This is a genomic window from Mycobacterium sp., assembly GCF_046095365.1.
Classification (GTDB): domain Bacteria; phylum Actinomycetota; class Actinomycetes; order Mycobacteriales; family Mycobacteriaceae; genus Mycobacterium.
In genome coordinates this window covers 12,970-32,889 of record NZ_JBJTJF010000026.1, presented here as the reverse complement: position 1 = coordinate 32,889, position 19,920 = coordinate 12,970, and the positions used below count along the sequence as shown (strand labels likewise).

The window sequence follows — 19,920 nt, the reverse complement described above, 5'->3', positions numbered from 1 at the left end:
GTACGCGTTGGCCGCCACCGCCTTTCACCTTCTGACCGGCAGCGCTCCGTTCGAGCACAGCAATCCCGCCGTCGTCATCGGCCAGCACCTCAGCGAACCACCACCGGCAGATCCATCCGGGCCGACACCGCGGGCGGGGGCGGCGGCGGGGTCGTGGGCGGCGCATCGGCGTCGCCGGCGCCGCGCTGCCCGGCGACCAGAACAGCCGCCCCGGCCACACCGGCGAGGACCAGTACGCCCAGCCCGACCGCCAGCCAGCGCTGCCCCGGTCCCCGCCCGCCGGGTGCTGACTCACTCCTGCGGTGGCGCGCCGAGCCCCCGGCCGGCGGCGGCAGCCCGGCCGACGGCTGCAGGGCCTGCTGCATCGCCCGGGCGAAATCCGCGCAACTCTCGTACCGGTCGGCAGGGTCCTTGGCCATGGCCTTGGCGAAAACCGGGCCGAAGGCGGACAGGTCGGCCGGCAGGGACGCAACCGGCGGTGGCTCGCTGAGGTGCTGGCCGATGACGACGGCGGGATTGCTGTGCTCGAACGGAGCGCTGCCGGTCAGAAGGTGAAAGGCGGTGGCGGCCAACGCGTACTGGTCGGCCCGGATGGATCTGCCGGTGGTGGTTCTCGGTGCGGACTGCGCTGTGCTCGGCGCGGCAGCTGTCACCGAGACCGGCACGCCTGCGTACTGCGCGCGTGCGGCCTCCGAGGCCGACCAGACGGTGTGGTCGCTGCAGCCCGAGCGGCTGCGGACCGCTGCCCCGCCGCCGCCGGTCAGCCCCGCTCCCGAGGACGCTCCGCCCCCCGGACCGGCGCCCCCGCAAACCCCTCCGACGCCCTGAATCAGCCGATACCATCGGCTCACCTCGGCATTCTGCGGTCCGGGCGCCCGAAGGATTGGAACGTATGTCGAAGACAGCGGCGGACATCGTCGACAAACTCGGCGGCGCGGCGAACATCGAGAGCCTGTCGCACTGCGCGACCCGGCTGCGGTTCACCCTCCACGACGCCTCCGGGGTCAAGCAGTCCGAACTGGAGTCGGTGTCCGGTGTGATGGGCGCGGTTCCGCAGGCCGGCAACCGCTACCAGGTGGTGATCGGCGGCGGGGTGCAGACGGTCTACAACGAGATCAAGGCGCTGCCCGGCATGGGCGGCGGCGGGGGCGGCGATGACGCGGCCGCGATCAAGGCCGCCGCCCGCGCCAAGGGCCCGCGCGGCAAGTTCGCCTGGCTCGACTCGTTCTTCGAGTTCCTCTCCGACTCGTTCCGGCCGATTCTCGGCGCCCTGCTCGGCGCCTCGCTGTTCATCACCTTCATGGCCCTGATGAGCACACTGAAGGTGATACCCAACTGGGCCGACCCGCGCACCGAACTGTCGCCGTCCTGGCAGTTCATCAACTTGTGCTGGCAGAGCGTCTTCGTATTCCTGCCGTTGATGGTGGCCTACAACGCATCGAAGAAAGTCGGTGCGGACCCCTGGATCGGTTTCGCGATCATGGCCGTGGTGATGCTGCCCGGATTCGCCGCACTCAGGGATGTCGCCACACCGACGAAGGTGTTCGGCTCCACCGTCGATGTGGTCAGTATCTTCGGGTTGCCGCTGACGATCCACAACTACGGTTCCCAGGTGTTCCCGCCGCTGCTGATGGCCGCGGTGTTGGGCCCGCTGTACAAGTTCCTCAAACGAGTCATCCCCGAAAACGTCCAACTGATCTTCGTGCCGTTCCTCGCCCTGCTGATCATGATCCCGCTGACGGCCTTCCTGATCGGGCCCATCGGTGTGTACGTCGGTGCCGCGCTGGGCAGTTTCCTCAAGGCGATCAACGACTTCTCGCCGTTCATCTTCGCGATCCTCATTCCGCTGGCGTATCCGTTCATGGTTCCGCTCGGTCTGCACTGGCCGGTCAATGCGATCATGCTGGTCAACATTCAGACCCTCGGCTACGACTTCATCCAGGGCCCGATGGGCGCGTGGAACTTCGCCTGCTTCGGTGCAACCGCCGGCGTGTTGTTCCTGGCCTGGCGTGAGCGTGACAAAGCCATGCGGCAGACCGCGGTCGGCGCCCTGGCCGCGGGTCTTCTCGGAGGAATCTCCGAGCCGTCGCTCTACGGCATCCATCTGAGATTCAAACGGATCTATCCACGAATGTTGGTGGGCTGTCTGGTCGGAGGCTTGATCATCGGCCTGGGTGGCGGTGTGACGACCAAGGCGTTCGTCTTCACCTCGCTGCTGACCATCCCGGCCTTCAGCAGCATGGGGCTGTACGCGGTCGCAGTGCTGGCCGCCTTCTTCACCGCGATGGTCTTGGTGATCCTCTCCGGCTACCGCACCCCGGAGCAGGCCGCCGCCGCCGTGGCCGCCGGCGTCCCGGTCGCCGATCTCGAGGGGCCGATGGGAGAGGCGAGCCCGGACACGCTGGTCGCCGCGGCCGCCACCAAGGCCGCCGGTGAGGCCGGTGTGGCGGCCGAGGTCGTCTCGCCGCTGGCCGGCACCGTGGTGGCGCTGAGTGACGTGCCCGACCCGGTGTTCGGCAAGGGCATCATGGGTCCGGGCGTGGCAGTCGAGCCGTCTGGAGACACCGCCTACGCGCCCGGGTCGGGAACGGTGATCGCCGCCCAGCCGACCGGGCACGCTTTCGGAATTCTCCTCGACAGCGGCGTCGAGGTGCTGATCCACATCGGCATCGACACGGTCAAGCTCAAGGGCGAGGGCTTCGACGTCATGGTCGAGAAGGGCCAGAAGGTCAGCGCCGGAACGCCGTTGGTGAAGTTCGACCGGAAGGTCATCGAGGATGCGGGCTATCCCTTGATCACGCCGATCATCGTGCTCAACGCCAAGAAGTTCGGGCCGCTCGAGGTGGTCGCCGGGGGCGAGATCGATGCCGGCGCGCCGATCCTCACCATCGAACCTGCCCCGCTGCCCGCCGATGCGGGCCTGTGACCGCACACCCGTACCAGGTCTAGGTGCCATCGCGGGCATCGGGCAGCATCCGTTCGGGGTGGTGGAAGGTGTTGGTTCCGCCGGATAGCGGCAGATGCGGTGGTGGGAGCCATTGGGTCGCGCCGTCTATCAGTTTTCGTGTCCTCCACCCGCCGTGCCTGAGCAGTGCGTGGTCGCCTTTGCAGGCGAAGGTGAGCTTGTCGATGTTGGTCAGGCCGCCCTCGGCCCATTCGTCGACGTGATGGACCTCGCTCAAATATCCCGGCTTGTCGCAGCCGGGCGCCGTGCAGCCACGGTCCTTCGCGTGCAGAACGATTCGCTGATCGGCCGACGCGATCCGCTTCGAACGCCCCAGGTATAACGCTCGCTCGGTGTGGCTGTCGAAGACGGCAAGGTAGTGCCAGGCGTGGCTGGCCATCCGGATCACATCGCGCATCGGTAGCAGGGTGCCGCCGGCGGTGACGGCAACCCCGGCGCCGGTGTGCAGTTGTTCCAGGGTTGTCGAAACGACCACGGTGACGGGAAGGCCGCGGTGTTCGCCGAGCCGGGGATCCCCGAGTTGTCCCCGTACGAGGGCGACAAGGGCGTCGTGCTGGCGCTGAGCGTGGCTGCGGGCATCCCGATCGGCGACGTCCTGGCTGGGATCACCCGCGACGGTGGGGCTTTCGTCATCGGGGTTGCACATACCCGGTGCTGCGAACTTGGCCGCCCATGCTTCGAGCAGGGCTCGCAGTTCCGGGGTGGCCACCAGCCGCGCGACGCTCATTCCGTCGGGCCCCTGCATGCCCGACCAACTGAAGCCCCGCTTGCGGGCTCTGTCGGCGTCGGAGAAATTCCCGTCGGGGTTGAGCCGCAACGCCAACTGGGCGGCCACCTTCTCCAATTGGTCGGGCCGCAGCAACGCGGCCTGTTCAGCCAGGAAAGCCTCGGCGTTGTCGACGTCGGCCGCGGCGAGGTGGTCGGGCAGTTCGCGCAGGAACTTCTGGATGACAGACAGGTGCCGGCCGTCGAGAGTCCCGGAGTGCCAGGCTTTGGCGGTGGCGGCCAACTCCGGGGGCAGCTGCTGGCCGGTCAGGGTGGTGCGGGGCGCCAACTGGGCGGATCCCTGGACGCGTCGCTTGGCCGCGGCGGGGCTGATCCGCAGCACGTCGGCGAGGATCTGCCGGCTGCGACCGCCAAGCTCCTTCTCGCGCCGATCCACCGCCGCCGCGCCGTCGAAGGCGCAGGCAGTGACACGGCGGCGGGCCGTCTCCAGCCGGTCCAGACAGGCGAACAGGTCAGCGACCTCGAGGGCGTCCCAGTTCACCGCCCCGACGGCCTCCACGGCTTCGTCCAGCCGGACGAACACCTCGTTGATCGAACTCATATTCGAAAAGCTACGCCGGCTGTCCGACTGCGGCGAGAGGCCAAACCGCATCTGTGCATCAATCCCGGGCTGGGGATAACGCGCCGCGGGTCAGGCCTTGATCCGGATCCTCCCCGGCTTCCAGAGCCCGCTCCGCGTCGCGCTGCCCAATTCCAACTCTGCCGGCGTGGCGTCGACGATGGTGTCGAACTTGCGCAGCGATCCCCAGTCCCGGCCCCAGTCGTCCGACAGGTAGGTCGACATGACATGCGCCCGCAGCAGCAGGTCGCTGATGCCCAGCAGGCCGCCGTTGCGGCCGTCCTCCCAGGTGTCGGTGTCCTGCTTCTTGGCCGTGTAGTCCGGGGTGATCCGGAACTTCGGCACGTCGGTGACACCGTTGGTGTGCAGCATCGGCTGCTGGCAGGGGAACGCCAGCCCGACCGCCCAGTCCATCAGCACCGGCTGGCCGGATCCGACGTACTCCTGCACCGTGCGGAGTTCCGGTGACCGCGGTGGGGTGACTGCCACCCAGTCGCCCAGCGACAGCGACTTGTCCTGCGCCACAATGCGAACCGCGGTGGCATCGGCCGGAATCGCCGATCGCGGGTAGCGCAGATTGCGCCAGGACGGCGCCGGCCCGAGGTCGTAGGGCTCCACCCGGCCGGCCGCCACCGGCGCGCCGTCCGGTCCGGGCCGGCCGTACTCGAGCTCCACCGTCTGGCCGTCGGTGTGCGCGTTGAGCACACTGTTGCCGGCGATGGTGCCGGCCGCCGTCACGACCACCAGCGGGTGGCCGTCGTCGTGGGGCGGCAGCGCGTACCAGGCCGAGGTCAGCAGGCTCTCCTGCTGGCCGGTGTCGACGTAGCTGCCGGCCAGCGGAACCCGTGCCGGATCGAGCTGATAGGGCAACGGCACCGTGGATCCGTTGACGCCCGGCTTGGCCAGTTTGAACGGGCCCTCCCAGTCGTGGTCGATCCCCGGCGTCGGGTTGTTCACCCGAATCGCCTCGGCCACAATCTTTTCCGGCACGCCGTTAGGTGAAAAACCGACGGCCTTGGTGCCACCCAGGGCCCCGAGCGGACCGTAGTTTCCGGGCAGCGGGACCAGGAAGCCCGCATTTGAATCCGGCTCGACGAGCACGTAGTCGGCCAGCCCGCAGCCACCGGCAAGGGACCGGATGTTCGCCCATCCGTTGGAGTAGGTCGGGTACTGGCGGATGACGCCCGCGGTCATCGAGGCCAGGAAGACCAGCACCATGAAACCTGCGGCGAACGGTATCGGTGCGGCGGTCAGCAGCCGGGTCGACCGGCCCTCCCCACGGCGGGAGGTGATGTGCAGCCAGGCTGTGTAGAGCGCGGATGCGATGAACAGGGCCAGGAACATCGAGCTGACACTCACCCCGCCGAACCTGGGCATGGTGTTGTTGAACGGGACCCCGTAACTCGAGACGTACCACCAGCCGTTGGTGGTGGCGAAGGTCAGGGCGAGCAGGAATAAGACCGCGGTGACGACGGCCATCCTGTTCCGCGCCGAGCGCATCACCGCCGGGGACACCAGCACGGTGGCCAGCGCGGCCACCGCGGCACCCACGGCGGCGAACAACCCGAAGTGGTGCACCCACTTCGTCGGAGTGAACATCAGGCAGAAGATGGTTGCGTATATGACACCCATCAGCCGCCAAGCCGGGCCGCGGGCAACGCCGGGAATCTGCTTGCGCCGCAACATGACAAAGGTCGAGATGAACAGCGACAGCGCGGTGATCATGAAGCCGAAGCGCCGTGACAGGGACCCGTCCACGGTCGGCAGGATCAGGTAGTAGTAGCGAAGGTTCTCGGTGTACCACTCCTGGCTCGGGCCGATGTCGGTGCGGATCCGGGTCGCTTCCAGCACGGTCGCCAGCGTCTGGTCGGCGAACACCACGGTCAGGATCACGGTGCCGGCCGCCAGCAGCGGGGCGACCAGCGGCCAGGTGCCCACGACCGCTCTGCGACGCGAAAGGATCCGCAGGATCGGCCGCCCGCCGGCGATCAGGGCGGCGACGGCGATCAGGCCGGTCGGCTGGATGCCCAGGGTGAACGCGGCGGTGATGATCGCCAGCGCCGCCGGGGTCAGCCGGCCGGAGGTGATCGCGCGTTCGATCAGCACGTAGGTGATCAGTGCGCCGGTGGTGATCTGTCCCTCCGGGCGAAGGCCGTTGTCGAAGGGCATCCAGGCGGCCAGCAGCACCAGCCCGGCCGTCCACAACGCCGGCCGGCTGGCCGCCACCGCGGGTCCCAGCCGGGGCAGCACCTCGCGGGACAGCAGCAGCCAGCAGAGGAGCGCACAGACCAGGTCGGGCAACCGCATCCAGATACTCGCGGTGCTGACATGTGTCATCAGCGCCAACACGTTGTAGTACCAGCCGAACGGATCCTCGGGCACACCGAACCAGCGGAAGTAGTTCGACATGTATCCGGCGCGCTCGGCGACCCGCGCCATGCCGAGGATGTAGCCGTCGTCGGAGGAGTTCGCGCCGATCACGTACCAGACCAGGAATGCGGCGACCACCGTGACGTCGACCGCGGTGAACGTCCGCCACCGGCGCGGGATCAGCCGGTGCATGCGGCGACCGTCGAGACGGTCCAGCCGCCACAGCGCCGCCAGTGCCACCACGGTGGCGGCGATCGACAAGAGCATCGCCGCAAGCTTCAGCGCGGTTGGACGGGTGCTGAACCGGGTGTCGACAGTCGCCGACACCGTCAGTCCGGGCGGTGCCGGCCCGGTCAGGTCGGTGAACACCCCGACGATGTTGGGCCGGAGATTGGGATCTGCGAAACCACTTCGCAGATAGTCGTATCCGGTTTGCGGCGACTCCTCCTTCTCCTTCTCGTCGAGGTCGTTGTAATCGGCGCTGGGCGGCAGCCCGATGAATCCCGCGAAGGTGCCCTGCTCGGTGGAGGTGATCTCGATGCGCTGGCACTCGGGTGCCTGAACCTTCGCGCGCGCGACGCTGGCCACCACGACGTTGCGATCGGTGATGTTCACCTTCTCGGCGTCGACGGTGACGAACAGCGATTCCAGCGTGGCGTCCTTGGCCCTCTGCGGGGCCAGTCCCAGCACGAGGCCGCCCTTGGGTGGCATGGTCCGGATCACCTCGCAGGGCACGGTCGCCCCCATCGACACCGGTGTCAGTGAGATCAGCGGAGCCGTGACGTTGTTCAGCTGACCGCTCTGCGGCCAGTTCAGGGTCGCGGTGGTCTGCACCACCGGCAGCAGCGGGGTCAGGACGGCCAGCACGAACCCCAGCAGTCCGGCCACCACCGCCACCCAGCGGGTGACCTTCACCGCGCCCGGATCGGTGGTCTCCTCGGCGACGATCCTCTGCCGGCTCATGGCAGCGCCCTGATGGGTCCGTTGCGGCTCCACCCGAACACCCTCGTGGAACCCTCGTCGACGACGGCGTTCGGCGACTGGGCGGCCGGAACCACGCGGATGTAGCGTTCGATCTCCCCCCAGTCGCGGTACCAGTCATCACGCAGGTACGTCGGCACCGTCGTGGTGCTCAGCAGCGCCTGGATGAACAGGTAGGGGCCACCGGCGCGGGCCGTCTGCCACATGTTCGACGAGACCACCACCTGCTTGAGGTTGGGCCGGATCCGGTACTGCGGGACTTCGGCGATACCCAGATGCTCGGCGAACGGGCGCTGGCATGGGAAGTGTGCGGCGCTGGCGATGTCCATGAACACCGGCGTCTGGTCGCCCAGCAACTGCTGCGCCGTCTGCAGGATCGGTGCCCGCGGCGGGGTGAAGCCGAACCACTGCTCGATGGACAGGTTCGGATCGTCGGCGACGATGCGCACCACGTTGGCTTCCGCCGGCGCGTCCCCGACCGGGAAACGCAGGTTGCGCCAGGCCAATTGCTCCTGGGTGTCGATCGGATAGACCTTGTCCAGCGCCTTGAAGGTCCCGTCCGGCTGGCGCACACCCCACTGCAGTTTCAGAGACTGGCCGTAGTGGAACTCGCCCTCGTTGTCGTAGTACCAGATCGCGCCTGCCGCGGTGACGGTCACCAGTGGCCGGTCGGGGCTTCGGGGCGGAAGCTCGTACCACGCCGAAGTCGCCTTGGCGGCCAGGGTGTTCTGCTTGTAGCTGCCCATTACCGGCGTGGTCTTGGGATCAAGTCCGAAGGGCAGGAACACCTTTGAGCCGTTCACTCCGACCGGGCCGTAGCCGCCGCCGGTGCCGCCGGTGAATCCGATGCCGACGTTCGGCTTGTTCGGGGACCCGTCGGAGTTGACTGTTCCCGGGTTGGCGACGAAGGGCGCCACCGGGTCGAGATTGTCGCTGACCCCGTTCGGGCTGAATCCGACCGGGTTCTCCCCGCCCAGCGGCCCGTACTTGCCCCACTTCTGGCCGGGTGCCGGTTTGAGCATCCCGGCGTTGGTGTCGGCCTCGACCAGGACCTCGTCGGCCATCGCGCAACTCTTCGTCCCGAACCCGGCCGCCAGCGCGCGCACGCTGGCCTTGCCGTTGGTGTAGGCGGGGTAGCGCTGCGCGAAGCCCTTCGCCATCGACCCGACCGCGAGCAGCACCATGATCAGCGAGACGGCCAGCAGCGGTGTCGAGGCCAGCAGCCGGTTGCGACGGGTGTCCTTTACCTCGGTATGGCCGGCGTAGTCGATCCGGAAGTGCAGCCATCCGGCGATCAGCGCGGTGATGATCGCCATTGCCAGGAACATAGACGTCACCGGCCGGTGCAGCAGGACCGGCTGGCGGTCGTACCAGGGCACTCCGTAATTGCCGACGTAGAACCAGCCGTTGATGCCCGAGGTGGCCCAGGCGACCACGAACAGCAGAGCGGTCACGTACAGCGCGAGGTTGCGGCGGCTGTGCAACCCCACGGTGGCGAAGGCGAATGCCGTCACACCGCCCAGCGCCGCGGCAAGTCCGGCGAAGGCGCCGAACTGGACAGCCCACTTGGTGGGGGTGAAGGTCAGCAGCAGCAGACCCAACGCGGTGCTGCCGATCAGCCGCCACACCGGGCCGCGGGCGGTGCCGGGGATCCGGCCCTTGCGCAGCAGCATCACCAGCATGGCGAACAGGCAGACCAGCATCACGAGTACCGCGAACCGGCGCGTCAGCGAGGCCTCGACGTGGTCCTCGACCGTAAGGAAGTAGTAGCGCAGGAAGTCCTGGTACCACGAGATCGTAGGTCCGACAACATATTTGATGCGCACCGACTCGGCGACGGTCGCCAGGGTCTGATCGCGGAACACCACCACAAAGAAGAGCGAGAGAGCTGCGGCCAGCGCCGCCGGCGCGGCCAGTGCACCGTCGGCGGCCCGGCGGGCGCCGATGATCCGGGCAATCGAGCGTGCGCCCACCAAGAGCGGCGCGACGGCCATCAGGCCCTGCGGAGCCAGCGTCGCGCAGAATACCGCGACCACGATCGCCACCGCGGTGGGAGCCAGCCTACGGGTGGCGATGGTGCGCTCCACCAGCATCCACACCGCGAGTGCGCCGAAGGCGATCAGCGGCTCGGGCCTAAGGCCGTTGTTGAAAGGCAGCCAGGCCGCCAGGAACACCGCTCCGGCGGTCGCCACGGCCACCCGGTCGCCGGCCAGCCCGCCACGGCCCGATCCGAGTCGCGGCAGCACCCGGTGGCTGAGGATCAGCCAACTGCCGATGGCCGCCGCGGTGGCCGGCAGTCGCATCCAGACGCTGGCGGTGCTGACCGATGCCAGCCCTGCCAGCACCGACTGATACCAGTCGAACGGCGCCTCGGAGGCCCCGAAGTAGCGGTAGTAGTTGGCGTTGTAGCCGGCCTCGCCGGAGATTCGGGCGATGGTGAGGTTGTAGCCGTCGTCGGAGGAGATCGCTCCGATGACGTGCCATACCAGCAGCACTCCGATCACTCCGATGTCGGCCGGCCAGTGCCGCGTCAGCCGGCGTCGGGCGGCCGCGACCCCGCGCACGGTCCAGCCGCGGTCCATCGCGGCCAGTGCCGCTATCGAGGCGATCACGCACAGCACCCCGGCCACCATCACGGCCAGCTTGAGCGGCGTCGGTCTGGTGATGAAACGGGTGTCGACGTCGATGCGGGCCGACAAGCCCGGTTCGGCCGGCCCCTTCAGGTCGGTGAAGACGCCGCTCACCTGAGGCTTCTTGTCCGGCGGCAGGGTTCCGGCCGCGCCGGGGATGCCGACGAACTCCGCTCCCGCCGCTCCCGGGTCCGCCCAGGCCCTGATGACGCTGCAGGAGCCGGCCGCCACCGCGGCGCGCGGGGCCACCGCGGCGACGGTGTCGCGGAACGCCACGATCACCGAGTCGGCGTTCGCCCGGATGAACAGTCCGTTGCGGGCCGCGTCAATGCCCTCGGCGGGGTTGGTGGAGAACAGTACGCCGCCCTTCGGGGGCAGTTTCGCCACCGCCGTGCACGGAACCGAGGCCTGCAGGGACAGCGGCGCCCCGGAGACCAGCGGTGCGGTGATATCGCCGACTTCCCGCCCGGCGCTCTGCGGCCACTGGATCGTCGCGGTGCTCTGGGTGACCGGCAGCAGCGGGGTCAGCGCGCACAGCACGATGCCGGCCAGTCCGGCCAGGATCGCAACCAGCCGAGCGATCCGGGAGGATTCGACGCTCACGCTGGGCACGAGGGTCGATGGTAGGCGACGGCATCGTGCCGACCGCGGATTAGGCGGCCCCGATCAAGTGGGCCCCGATCAAGTGGGCCCCGATCAAGTGGGCCCCGATCAAGTGGGCCCCGATCAAGTAGGCCTGAGCGGGGCCGGGCTCCACAACCCGCTGCGGGTGGCGGTGCCGAGTTCCAGTCGCGCCGGTGTGGCCCTCGGGTCGAACGGCGTCAGCCGCTGCAGGGCGCCCCAGTCGCGGAACCAGTCGCCCTTGAGATACGTCGGCACGGTCGCGGCGCGGAACAGCAGTTCGCTGATACCCAGCGGGCCCCCGCCGATGTTGTCCATCACCGGGGAGTTGGAGTCCGCGCCGAACCGGTCCGGCAGGATGCGCCACTTCGGCACCTCGGTCACGCCGTGGGAATGCCCGAACGGCCGCTGGCAGGGGAAGGCCAGACCCACCAGCCAGTCCAGCAACACCGGATCGGTCGAGCCCACTTCCTGCTGCAGGGTTCGGAGCCGGGGGATGCGGGGCGGGGTGACCGCGATCCAGTGCGCGGGGGCGAGGTCCTCGTCGACGGCGACGACGCGGACCAGGGTTGCCTCGGACGGGATGGCGGCCAGTGGCGCCCGCAGGTTGCGCCAGCCCGGGACGGGCCCGATGTCGGCGAAGCCCATCGATCCGCCGGTCTTCCCCTGTCGGGCCTGCTCGTCGGTGGCCCATTCGACGGTGACCTCGTCCTGGTCGAATCGGCCCGCCGCCGAGACCACCACCAGCGGCGCGGCATCGCCGCCGACACTGTCCCGCGCGGGCAGCCGGTACCACGCCGAGCGCAGCCGGGCGGGCCGCTGGACTCCGGAGCGCCAGCTGCCGAGCACCGGGGTGGTCGCCGGGTCGATTCCATAGGGGAGCTTCGCCCGTGACCCGTTGACCCCGGCGGTGCCCGGCAGGGCGGTCGAGTAGCCGTCCGTCCCGCTTTCGGCGCTCTCAGTACCGTCGTCGTCGACGAAGTTGCCGCTCGGCGGCGGTTCCTTGACCGGCTCGGCCGCAATCTTGTCGGGAATCCCGTTGGGGGAGAAGCCTTCTGCGACCCCCGCCCCCAAAGCGCCGCCGACAGGAAGCCCCGCCGGCTGCAGCATCCCGACGTTGGGGTCGGGCTCGACCAGCACGTCGTCGGCGAGCCCGCAGTTCCGGCCGGTGAGTGCCTGCAGGTTGGACCGGCCGACCGACCAGGCGGGGTACTGGGCGATCATCCCCAGCGTCAGTGAGCCGACTTCGAACACCACCAGCAGCCAGGAGAACACCGCCAGCGGCGAGCCGGTGAACCGGGTCCACCGCCGCGCCGCCGGGCGCCCGTCGTCCCTGCCGGAGAAGTGGAACCAGGCGGCCGTCAACAGGGCGGCCACTGTCATCCCCAGAAGAATGGTGGTGAAGCCCAGCCGCCATTCCGGCATCTGATTCGACCACGGCACACCGAAGTTCGAGACGTACCACCAGCCGTTGACGCTGGCGAACGACAGCGCGGTGACGAATAGCGTCGCAGCGGCGAAAACCGCCCGGTTGCGTCGCGACCCCAGCACGTGCGGGGTCACGGCGATGGCGGCCAGCGCACCCAGCGAGCCGGCCAGCCCGGCGAAGACGCCGAAGTGGTGGGTCCACTTGGTGGGGGTGAACATCATCGCCAGGAACGAGATGATCGTGATACCGACGATGCGTCGGCTGGGACCCGCGGCGGTACCCGGGATGTGACCGCGCCGCAGCATCATCGCCACCGAAACCGCAAGGGCGACAAGCAGAGCCAGTACGGCGAAGCGGCGGGCGATCGAGCCGTCCGGGGTGGCCAGGAACAGCCGCTCGTAGCGGACGTGTTCGTCGAACCAGCTCAGGCTCGGCCCGACCGCCCGCTTGAGCGCGTTGGCCTGGGCCACCGAGGCGAAGGTCTGGTCACGGAACATCAGGATGATCGTCACCGTGGCCGCAGCCGTGATCGGGGCGAGCAGGGACAGCAGGCCGAACTGGCTCGACCGGCGGTGCAGGATGGTGCGCAACGGCCCGATGGCGACCAGCAGCGCGCCGATCGAGGCGATACCCGTCGGCCCGGAGAACAGCGTCAGCGCGCCGATGACGCAGGCGATCGCGACCGGCAGCAGCCGGCTGGTGGCCACCCCCCGCTCGACCGAACACCAGGTGGCCAGGATGCCCAGCGCGATGATGGGTTCGGGTCGTAGACCGTTGTTGAGCGGCAGCCAGAACGCCAGGAACATTCCGGCGGCCGTCCAGGCGGCCGCGCGGCTGTGCTTGACGGCCACGCCCAGCCGGGGGATCACCTCACGGCTGATCAACCACCAGCAGGCGAGCGCCATCAGCAGGGTGGGCAGGCGCATCCAGATGCTGGCCGTCGAGACGTGCGCCCACAGCGCCAGCAGGTCGTAGTACCAGCCGAACGGCGCCTCCGGGGTGCCGAACCAGCGGTAGTAGTTGGCCATGTAGCCGGCGTTCTCCGAGACCCGGGCCATGGTGAGGATGTAGCCGTCGTCGGAGGTGTTGGCACCGACGAAATGCCACCAGACCAGCACGGCGGCCACCAGGGCGTCGAGGCCGCTCAGTGACCACCACCGGGCCGGCAGCAGGCGCCGGTGCCGGATGCCGTCGGAGGTGTCGAGGATGTGCAGGGCGATCAGCGCGACGACGGTCATGAGCAGGCCGAGCAGCATCGCGGCCAACTTGAGCGGGGTGGGGCCGGTGCTGTAGCGGGTGTCGACGGTCGCCGAGAGGCTCAGGCCCGGTGGAGCCGGTCCGGACAGGTCGGTGAAGACGCCGACGACCTGCGGCCGGAAGTCGTACCCGCCGCGTTCGCCCTTCAGAGCGGTGCCTGGATCGTCGCTGTCCGCACCCTTCTTCAGGCCGACGAACTCCCCGGTCACCGAGTCGGCGTGGGCGGTGAAGGTCAGCCTCTGGCAGGCCGGGCTGAGCACCTGCGCCATCGGGGCCACCACCACCGGGGTGTTGCGGACCACGACGACCAGATCGTCGTTGGCGCGCTGGATGAGCAGCCCTCGGTCGACCGCCTTGGGGGCCTGCCTGGGAACGGTGGAGAGCAACACGGTTTTCACGTCATCGAGACCGGCCGCCGCGGTGCACGGAACCGTGATGCTCAGTTCGGTCGGCACGTAGCCGATCAGCGGGGCGGTGACCGAAGACAGGGTGCCGTTCTGAGGCCAGGTCAGTTCCGCGGTGGTCTGTTTGACGGGAAGGAAGGGTGTCAGGACCGCCAGCAGGGTTCCCAGCAGGCCGGCGACGGCGGCGACCAGTCGGGCGGTTCGGTGGTTTGCCCGGGTCTGCGTCACGGGGCTAAATGCTAGTTGGGGCGCCAGATCTCCATTGACAGCCTCATCGACTCTGCGACCAGATCGCGAATCCGCGCCGATCGGTGATCCTGACGCAGTCTCGAGCCGCTACTCGGTGCGTACCGCCAGCACGAACGGACCGATGGTCTTCACATCGAAGTGCGGTTCGGCGAAGAGCCGGGCATCCAGGTCGACGGTGTAGCGCCGCACGTTGGGCTGGTTTGGGTAGACGTCCTCGGCCAGCCGCAGGGTGTAGGTGTCGGCCGAGCCGGCCGCGCCGCCGCGGCGCATCAGGAACACCGTCGGCGCCGGCCAGGGCAGTGCGTCGAGGGCGCGCGCGAACTCGTCAGGATCGGAGATCCTGCCCCAGGACTCGATCGCCGCGGCGCGCTTGTCGAACTCGGCCAGCGGATTGGCGTAGTGCGACGTCAGTCCCTGGAAACCGAAGTAGGGGTAGTAGGACAGGAAGCTGTAGTCGGCGGTCATCACCACGGTCTCGTCGCGCGGCTTCCCGGTGGCCGTGCGGATCGCCGCGTCGATCTTGGAGTAGTACTTCTCTGCGCCGGGCGGGCGGCGGTCACCGCGCTGGCCGTCGCCGTCGGTGTCGGTGTACGCCACGGTGATGTCGGGGCGGAGCACGTTCGGGATGTCCTGGCTGAACCCGACGGCGCCGATCAACCCGACGGCCAGCGCCGCGGGGATGACCCCCTTTGGACTCCAACGCCGCGCGACGGCCCGCGCCACTTCGATGAAGGCGAACACCCCGGCGGCCGACAGCAGCACGGTCAGCGTGGGCTGCAGCCGGAAGGACAGCAACGTGGTGCGGGCCAGCGTCGCGACCATCGACAGCAGCGACCACGCGTACAGCGAGAGCACGCCGATCCCCAGTGCCGCCGCGCGAACCGAACCGCGCCCCCGCCAGGCCAGCCATCCGGTGCCGAGCAGGCACAGCGCCCCCAGCAGAGAGAACTGCAGCATCGGAAAGTTCAGCACCGCCCCGTCGTCGGGCAGGTAATGCTGGGCCGCGCCGGTGTTGCTCAGTGGATCCCGGGCGGCGCGCAGCAGGAAGGGCAGCCAGGTGATCGCCGCGATGGCCGCGGCGATCACCGCCATCACCGCCAGTCGCAGCAGTGGCCCGGCACTTCGGGCCCGCACCGCGGCCACCGCCGCCATCACCGTGACGGTGAACGCCGTGTAGGCCAGCAGCAGCGTGTAGAAGGTGGCGGTGAACCCGAGGAACAGCCCCACCCCGACGACCGCCGCGCGGCCGCCTTGCCGGCTGCCGGCGTTGAGCGCCGACCACGCCAGCACCAGCACCGGCGGTATCAGGACCGTGATGATCGCGCTGTACGGCTCAGGCGAGGCGAGGGCCAGCGTGACCGCGGCTGTGGCGGCGGTGACCGCCAGCGCGTACCCGAACCGGATCATCGCCGACCACAACACGAAAGCGACCGCGACGGCCACGGCGATCGAGGTGATCGCCCACGGCTTGTACATCTCCCAGGCCGGGGTTGCGGTGAGCGCGGCCGCCCGCCCCCCGACCCAGAACCAGCCCGGCGGGTAGAACGGCGGCATGCCCGCATATGTCATGTCGCGCAGAACCGGACTGTCGGCGAGCCGGGTCAGGTATTCGGTGCGGAACTGCTGGTCCACCGAGACCCCGAACAGGTAGAGCTTGGTCGCCCCCAGCGGCATGCCCAGCGTCACCACCACGAACAGGGACAGCAGAGCCACCGCGAAACCTTTTGGAAACCAGCCGGACCCACGGCCCCGCAGTGCCCCGACAGCGACCATTCCCAGCAGGCAGCCCACCTGACCGACCGTCGTCAGCGCATGCAACTGATTGGACGACGGGAACGCCGGCCACTCCACCCGTGCGATCGCGAACAGTGTCACCACCGCGACGGCCAGTGCGATCAGCGTGGCCGCGATCATCTGGCCCAGTGTGGCCGAGGCGGTGCGCAACGCAGGCGGTCCTAGATCGGCAGCTTGCGGAAGATGGGGCGCGGAATGTGCCGCAGCACCATCATGACGTAGCGGAAGGTCCCAGGCGCCCAGACCAGTTCCTTGCCCTTGGCGGATGCGGTGACCGCCAGGTCGGCGACGTACTCCTTGTCAACGGTCAGCGGAGCCTCTTTGACGTGGGCACTCATCCGGGTGCGGACCTGTCCCGGCCGGATCACCAGCACGTTGACCCCGAGCGGTCGTAGCGCCTCGCCGAGTCCGAGGTAGAAGCCGTCCAGTCCGGCCTTGGTCGAGCCGTAGACGAAATTCGACCGGCGCACCCGTTCACCGGCCGCTGAGCTCATCGCGATGATCCGGCCGAAGCCCTGTTCGCGCATCTTCTCCCCCAGCAGAACACCGACGGAAACCGCTGCGGTGTAGTTGATCTCGGCGATCTGGACGGCCTTGCGCTGGTTCTGCCAGAGCTCCTCGGCGTCACCGAGCAGACCGAAGGCGACGATAGCCACGTCGACGTCGCCGTCAGCGAAGCACTCGTCGATCACCGCCGGATGGCTACCGGTGTCAACAGCGTCGAAGTCGACGAGGGTCACCGATCTGGCACCCGCTCTGGTCATCTGCGCTACGGCGTCCTCGCGTCCCGGATCGTCGGGCAGGGCGGCCAGGATGATGCGCGCCGGGGAGTCGCGCAGATATCGCTCACAGATCGCCAGTCCGATCTCCGAGGTGCCGCCGAGCAGCAGGATCGTCTGGGGGTTACCCACCGCGTCGAGCACCATCTAGAGCAACTCCAAACGTCGGGCCATGTCCGAGGCGAAGACTCCGTGCGGATCAACCCTGCGGCGCAACGCGATCCACTCGTCGATACGGGGGTACATGGCGTGGAAGGTCTCCGCGCTGGTGCGCGAATCCTTGGCGGTGTACAGCCGGCCGCCGAACCGCAGCACCCGGTGGTCCAGTCCGGTGACGAACTCGCTCAGACCGGCTTTGATGGGGAAGTCCACGCACACGTTCCACCCCGGAATCGGAAAGCTCAGCGGTGCTTGGTTTCCCGGGCCGAAAAGTTTGAACACGTTGAGGAACGTGTAGTGGCCGGAGGCCTGGATGTCGACGATGATCGCCTTGAACTCCTCGACCGCTTCGGTCGGCACGACGAATTGGTACTGCAGGAAGCCCGCCGGTCCGTAGGCCCGGTTCCACTCACCGAACATGTCCAGCGGGTGGTAGAACTGCGTCAGATTCTGGACCTTGTTCCGGTAGGTGCCGGACTTGCGGTACCACAACTCCCCGATGGGGCCGAAGGTGTATTTGTTGGCCAGCCCGTTGGGGAAGACGTCCGGGAAGGTGAGCAGTTGCGGCGCATCGAATTTCAACGGGTTGCGTTGCAGTTTCTCGGGTAACTGGTCCAGTCTGGCCAGTGATCCCCGGGAGATCGCGGCGCGACCCAGTTTCGGCGGCGCGCTGATGGCGTCGAACCACGCACTGGAGTAGGTGTAGTCGGCCTCGCTGCCGTCGCGGGGGAAGGCGATGGTCTCGTCCAGACTGCGGGTGACGTCGCCGTCGGCGATGAAGTACGCCGTCTCGGTCGGCGTCATCTCGATGGTGGCGCGCAGGATGATCCCGGTCAGGCCGTTGCCCCCGACGGTGGCCCAGAACAGTTCGGCGTCCGGGCCATCGGGGGTGACCGTGCGCACCTGCCCGTCGGCGGTCAGCAGGTCCAACGATCGAACGTGGTTGCCGAAGCTGCCGGCGCTGTGGTGGTTCTTGCCGTGGATGTCGCAGCCGATCGCTCCGCCGATGGTGACCTGACGGGTTCCCGGCAGCACCGGAACCCACAGCCCGCACGGCAGCGCGGCCTTCATGAGCTGGTCCAGGCTGACCCCCGCATCGACGTCGACCATCCGGGTGGCCGCGTCGACGGAGTGGATGCGGTTCAGGGCGGTCATGTCGATGACCAGGCCGCCGCCGTTCTGGGCGTTGTCCCCGTACGAGCGACCCAGGCCGCGGGCGATGACGCCCCGGTGGCGCCCGTCCGCGGTCCGGTCGGCGGCACGCACGACGGCCTTGACGATCTCCTCGACGTCCGGGGTCGCCAGAACCTCGGCGACGCTGGGTGCGGTGCGCCCCCAGCCGGTCAGCCGCTGTCGGGTCGTCGTCGAGGACATCGTGACGAGGGTACCGTCAGGCTTTCGGTGCCGGGAAAATCCACACGCGCTGGACGACGAAGTTGATCACCGTCGCCGTGCCCTGGGCCACGACGAACGCGGCCGGCACCGCCCAGTCCCTGTAGTCGAGCACCCGCAGGCACAGATGGTTCAGCCCGACCTGCACCGCGAAGGTCAACGCGTAGAGCGCCATCACCTTGGCGAACCGCGACCGGCTGGGCGCCGCCCCGAAGGTCCAGCGCCGGTTGATCAGATACGCGGTCAGGGTCCCGGCCACGAAGCCGATCGCCTTGGCCAGGTCCACCTGAAGGCCCGCGACCTTGTAGAGCAAGAAGTAGAGTCCGAAATCGACGATCGCCGAGAAGCCGCCGGTGAGTGCGAATCGCAGCAGCTGGGTCCGCAGGCTCAGCGGTGCGGGGTGGATGATTTCGGCCATCGCCGGAAGCTTACGGCGACGCCGGCGCCTGACGGTGCAGCCCGGTCAGGCGTACGAAGTCTGGTCGGAAGCGCCTCCGGAGGCGTCGACGACGGTGAACGGCGACTCCCGCACCACCTCTGAGTCCAGGAGTGTCTGCACCCAGTACGTGCCCGCCTCGGGCAGAACCACGTTGCCGAACATGGAGAGGTTGTAGTTCGATCCGCCGTCGGAAAGGTCGATCGTCGCGGGCGCAGCGGTGGAGACGACAATCTCGGTGCGGTCCGGCGTCAGGATCCGGACTTCCGTCGTCCCCACGCCGGTCCCCTCCCAGCGGGTGACCACCACGAGCTTGATCAGCGCAATGGGAAGGCGTTCGGCGAAGAGGTTCTCGAAAACTCCCATGAACGAGAGTCTGTTGCCGACCTCGAGACGAATATCGTCACAAAGCATGGTGAAGGATGGCTGGATTCCGGCGGGGTACACAATGAGCGAATATAGACAACAGCCGACGGCCGACGACGACCTATGGCTGGAATGGCAGGCGCTTATCGCCCGTCGCACCACCCACCCCGGCTCCGACGATGCCCTGGGCCGAGCGGTCCGGCCGGCGGCTTTCGGCCAAGTCGTCCGGCTGATCGGCCGCGAGGACGCGGGCTAAGGGCCATTCGGCACTTGTATCGCCACGGCTGCGCGGACACGATGTGCCTCATGGCAAATCATCCGGTAACCGTCCTCGACGACCGCGAAGCATGGGTTTTGCTGTCCGGTGTCGCTCTGGGCCGGCTGGTCACCTCGTTCGGCGGTCAACTGGAGATCTTCCCGGTGAACTTCGCCGTACAGCGGGGCACTGTGCTGTTCCGCACCGCCGAGGGCACCAAGCTCTTCACCACGGTGATGAACGACAGGGTCGTCTTCGAGGCCGACGACCACACCGCCGAGGAGGGCTGGAGCGTGATCGTGCGCGGGACCGCCCGCGTGCTCAGCAGCGGCGAGGACATCCTCGAGGCGGACGGGGCCGGACTCATACCGTGGGTGGCCACCGAGAAGCTCCGCTACGTACGGGTCACGCCGACCGAGATCAGCGCTCGCCGGTTTCGGTTCGGCTCCGCTCCGGACCACGGCGGTGTGCCGGGCTAGCGGCTCGC

General features: G+C 68.5%; 14 protein-coding genes and 1 pseudogene. 4 read left to right on the top strand and 11 right to left on the bottom strand.

Going from position 1 to position 19,920, the window contains the following annotated elements:
• Nucleotides 1-109 (top strand): annotated as a pseudogene (locus ACKOQ4_RS02170) (hypothetical protein); the annotation flags it as partial.
• On the opposite strand, the gene ACKOQ4_RS02165 reads toward ACKOQ4_RS02170, so the two are convergent.
• Nucleotides 90-851 carry a hypothetical protein gene (locus ACKOQ4_RS02165; protein ID WP_526288372.1) on the bottom strand — a complete coding sequence of 254 codons (762 nt, stop codon included), beginning with the start codon at nucleotides 849-851 and terminating at the stop codon, nucleotides 90-92. The pseudogene ACKOQ4_RS02170 and the gene ACKOQ4_RS02165 overlap by 20 nt on opposite strands.
• Before the next feature lie 41 nt (nucleotides 852-892).
• Between ACKOQ4_RS02165 and ACKOQ4_RS02160 the strand changes: the two genes are divergently transcribed.
• The gene (locus tag ACKOQ4_RS02160; RefSeq protein WP_526288366.1) at nucleotides 893-2,926 is read left to right on the top strand and encodes a glucose PTS transporter subunit IIA; all 2,034 of its coding nucleotides are present in this window, start codon (nucleotides 893-895) and stop codon (nucleotides 2,924-2,926) included.
• A gap of 19 nt (nucleotides 2,927-2,945) precedes the next feature.
• Here the strand turns inward: ACKOQ4_RS02160 and ACKOQ4_RS02155 are convergent, their stop codons facing one another.
• The 10 genes from ACKOQ4_RS02155 to ACKOQ4_RS02110 form a co-directional block, all read right to left on the bottom strand.
• Nucleotides 2,946-4,292: an HNH endonuclease signature motif containing protein gene (locus tag ACKOQ4_RS02155; protein WP_526288364.1), complete on the bottom strand. Its 1,347-nt coding sequence runs from the start codon at nucleotides 4,290-4,292 to the stop codon at nucleotides 2,946-2,948.
• 90 nt (nucleotides 4,293-4,382) lie between these two features.
• Nucleotides 4,383-7,643, bottom strand: coding sequence for an arabinosyltransferase domain-containing protein (locus ACKOQ4_RS02150; protein ID WP_526288362.1), 3,261 nt, complete (start codon nucleotides 7,641-7,643; stop codon nucleotides 4,383-4,385).
• Entirely contained in the window at nucleotides 7,640-10,903 is a 3,264-nt protein-coding gene (locus tag ACKOQ4_RS02145; RefSeq protein ID WP_526288360.1) for an arabinosyltransferase domain-containing protein, read from the bottom strand. Before ACKOQ4_RS02145 ends, ACKOQ4_RS02150 begins: the two co-directional genes overlap by 4 nt.
• A 40-nt stretch (nucleotides 10,904-10,943) precedes the next feature.
• Nucleotides 10,944-11,048 (bottom strand): pentapeptide repeat-containing protein, encoded by a 105-nt coding sequence (locus tag ACKOQ4_RS02140; RefSeq protein ID WP_526288358.1) that lies wholly within the window; start codon nucleotides 11,046-11,048, stop codon nucleotides 10,944-10,946.
• The gene (locus ACKOQ4_RS02135) at nucleotides 11,018-14,257 is read right to left on the bottom strand and encodes an arabinosyltransferase domain-containing protein (protein ID WP_526288370.1); all 3,240 of its coding nucleotides are present in this window, start codon (nucleotides 14,255-14,257) and stop codon (nucleotides 11,018-11,020) included. Before ACKOQ4_RS02135 ends, ACKOQ4_RS02140 begins: the two co-directional genes overlap by 31 nt.
• A gap of 81 nt (nucleotides 14,258-14,338) precedes the next feature.
• Nucleotides 14,339-16,165 carry an arabinofuranosyltransferase gene (locus ACKOQ4_RS02130; protein ID WP_526288368.1) on the bottom strand — a complete coding sequence of 609 codons (1,827 nt, stop codon included), beginning with the start codon at nucleotides 16,163-16,165 and terminating at the stop codon, nucleotides 14,339-14,341.
• A gap of 41 nt (nucleotides 16,166-16,206) precedes the next feature.
• On the bottom strand, nucleotides 16,207-16,971 hold the full coding sequence (gene dprE2, locus ACKOQ4_RS02125; RefSeq protein ID WP_526288356.1) for a decaprenylphospho-beta-D-erythro-pentofuranosid-2-ulose 2-reductase: 765 nt from the start codon (nucleotides 16,969-16,971) through the stop codon (nucleotides 16,207-16,209).
• Nucleotides 16,972-18,357: a decaprenylphosphoryl-beta-D-ribose oxidase gene (dprE1, locus tag ACKOQ4_RS02120; protein WP_526288354.1), complete on the bottom strand. Its 1,386-nt coding sequence runs from the start codon at nucleotides 18,355-18,357 to the stop codon at nucleotides 16,972-16,974.
• A gap of 16 nt (nucleotides 18,358-18,373) precedes the next feature.
• Nucleotides 18,374-18,793 (bottom strand): GtrA family protein, encoded by a 420-nt coding sequence (locus ACKOQ4_RS02115; RefSeq protein ID WP_526288352.1) that lies wholly within the window; start codon nucleotides 18,791-18,793, stop codon nucleotides 18,374-18,376.
• A 45-nt stretch (nucleotides 18,794-18,838) separates the two neighbouring features.
• Entirely contained in the window at nucleotides 18,839-19,177 is a 339-nt protein-coding gene (locus tag ACKOQ4_RS02110) for a DUF6941 family protein (RefSeq protein WP_526288350.1), read from the bottom strand.
• Between the two features lie 46 nt (nucleotides 19,178-19,223).
• Here ACKOQ4_RS02110 and ACKOQ4_RS02105 point away from each other — a divergent pair, with 46 nt between their 5' ends.
• Both ACKOQ4_RS02105 and ACKOQ4_RS02100 read left to right on the top strand, forming a co-directional pair.
• Nucleotides 19,224-19,433, top strand: a complete 210-nt coding sequence (locus tag ACKOQ4_RS02105; protein WP_526288348.1) for a hypothetical protein — start codon at nucleotides 19,224-19,226, stop codon at nucleotides 19,431-19,433.
• Nucleotides 19,434-19,483: 50 nt separating this feature from the next.
• A complete protein-coding gene (locus tag ACKOQ4_RS02100) occupies nucleotides 19,484-19,912 on the top strand; it encodes a pyridoxamine 5'-phosphate oxidase family protein (protein ID WP_526288346.1) in 429 nt (142 codons plus the stop codon).
• Nucleotides 19,913-19,920 lie beyond the last annotated feature (8 nt).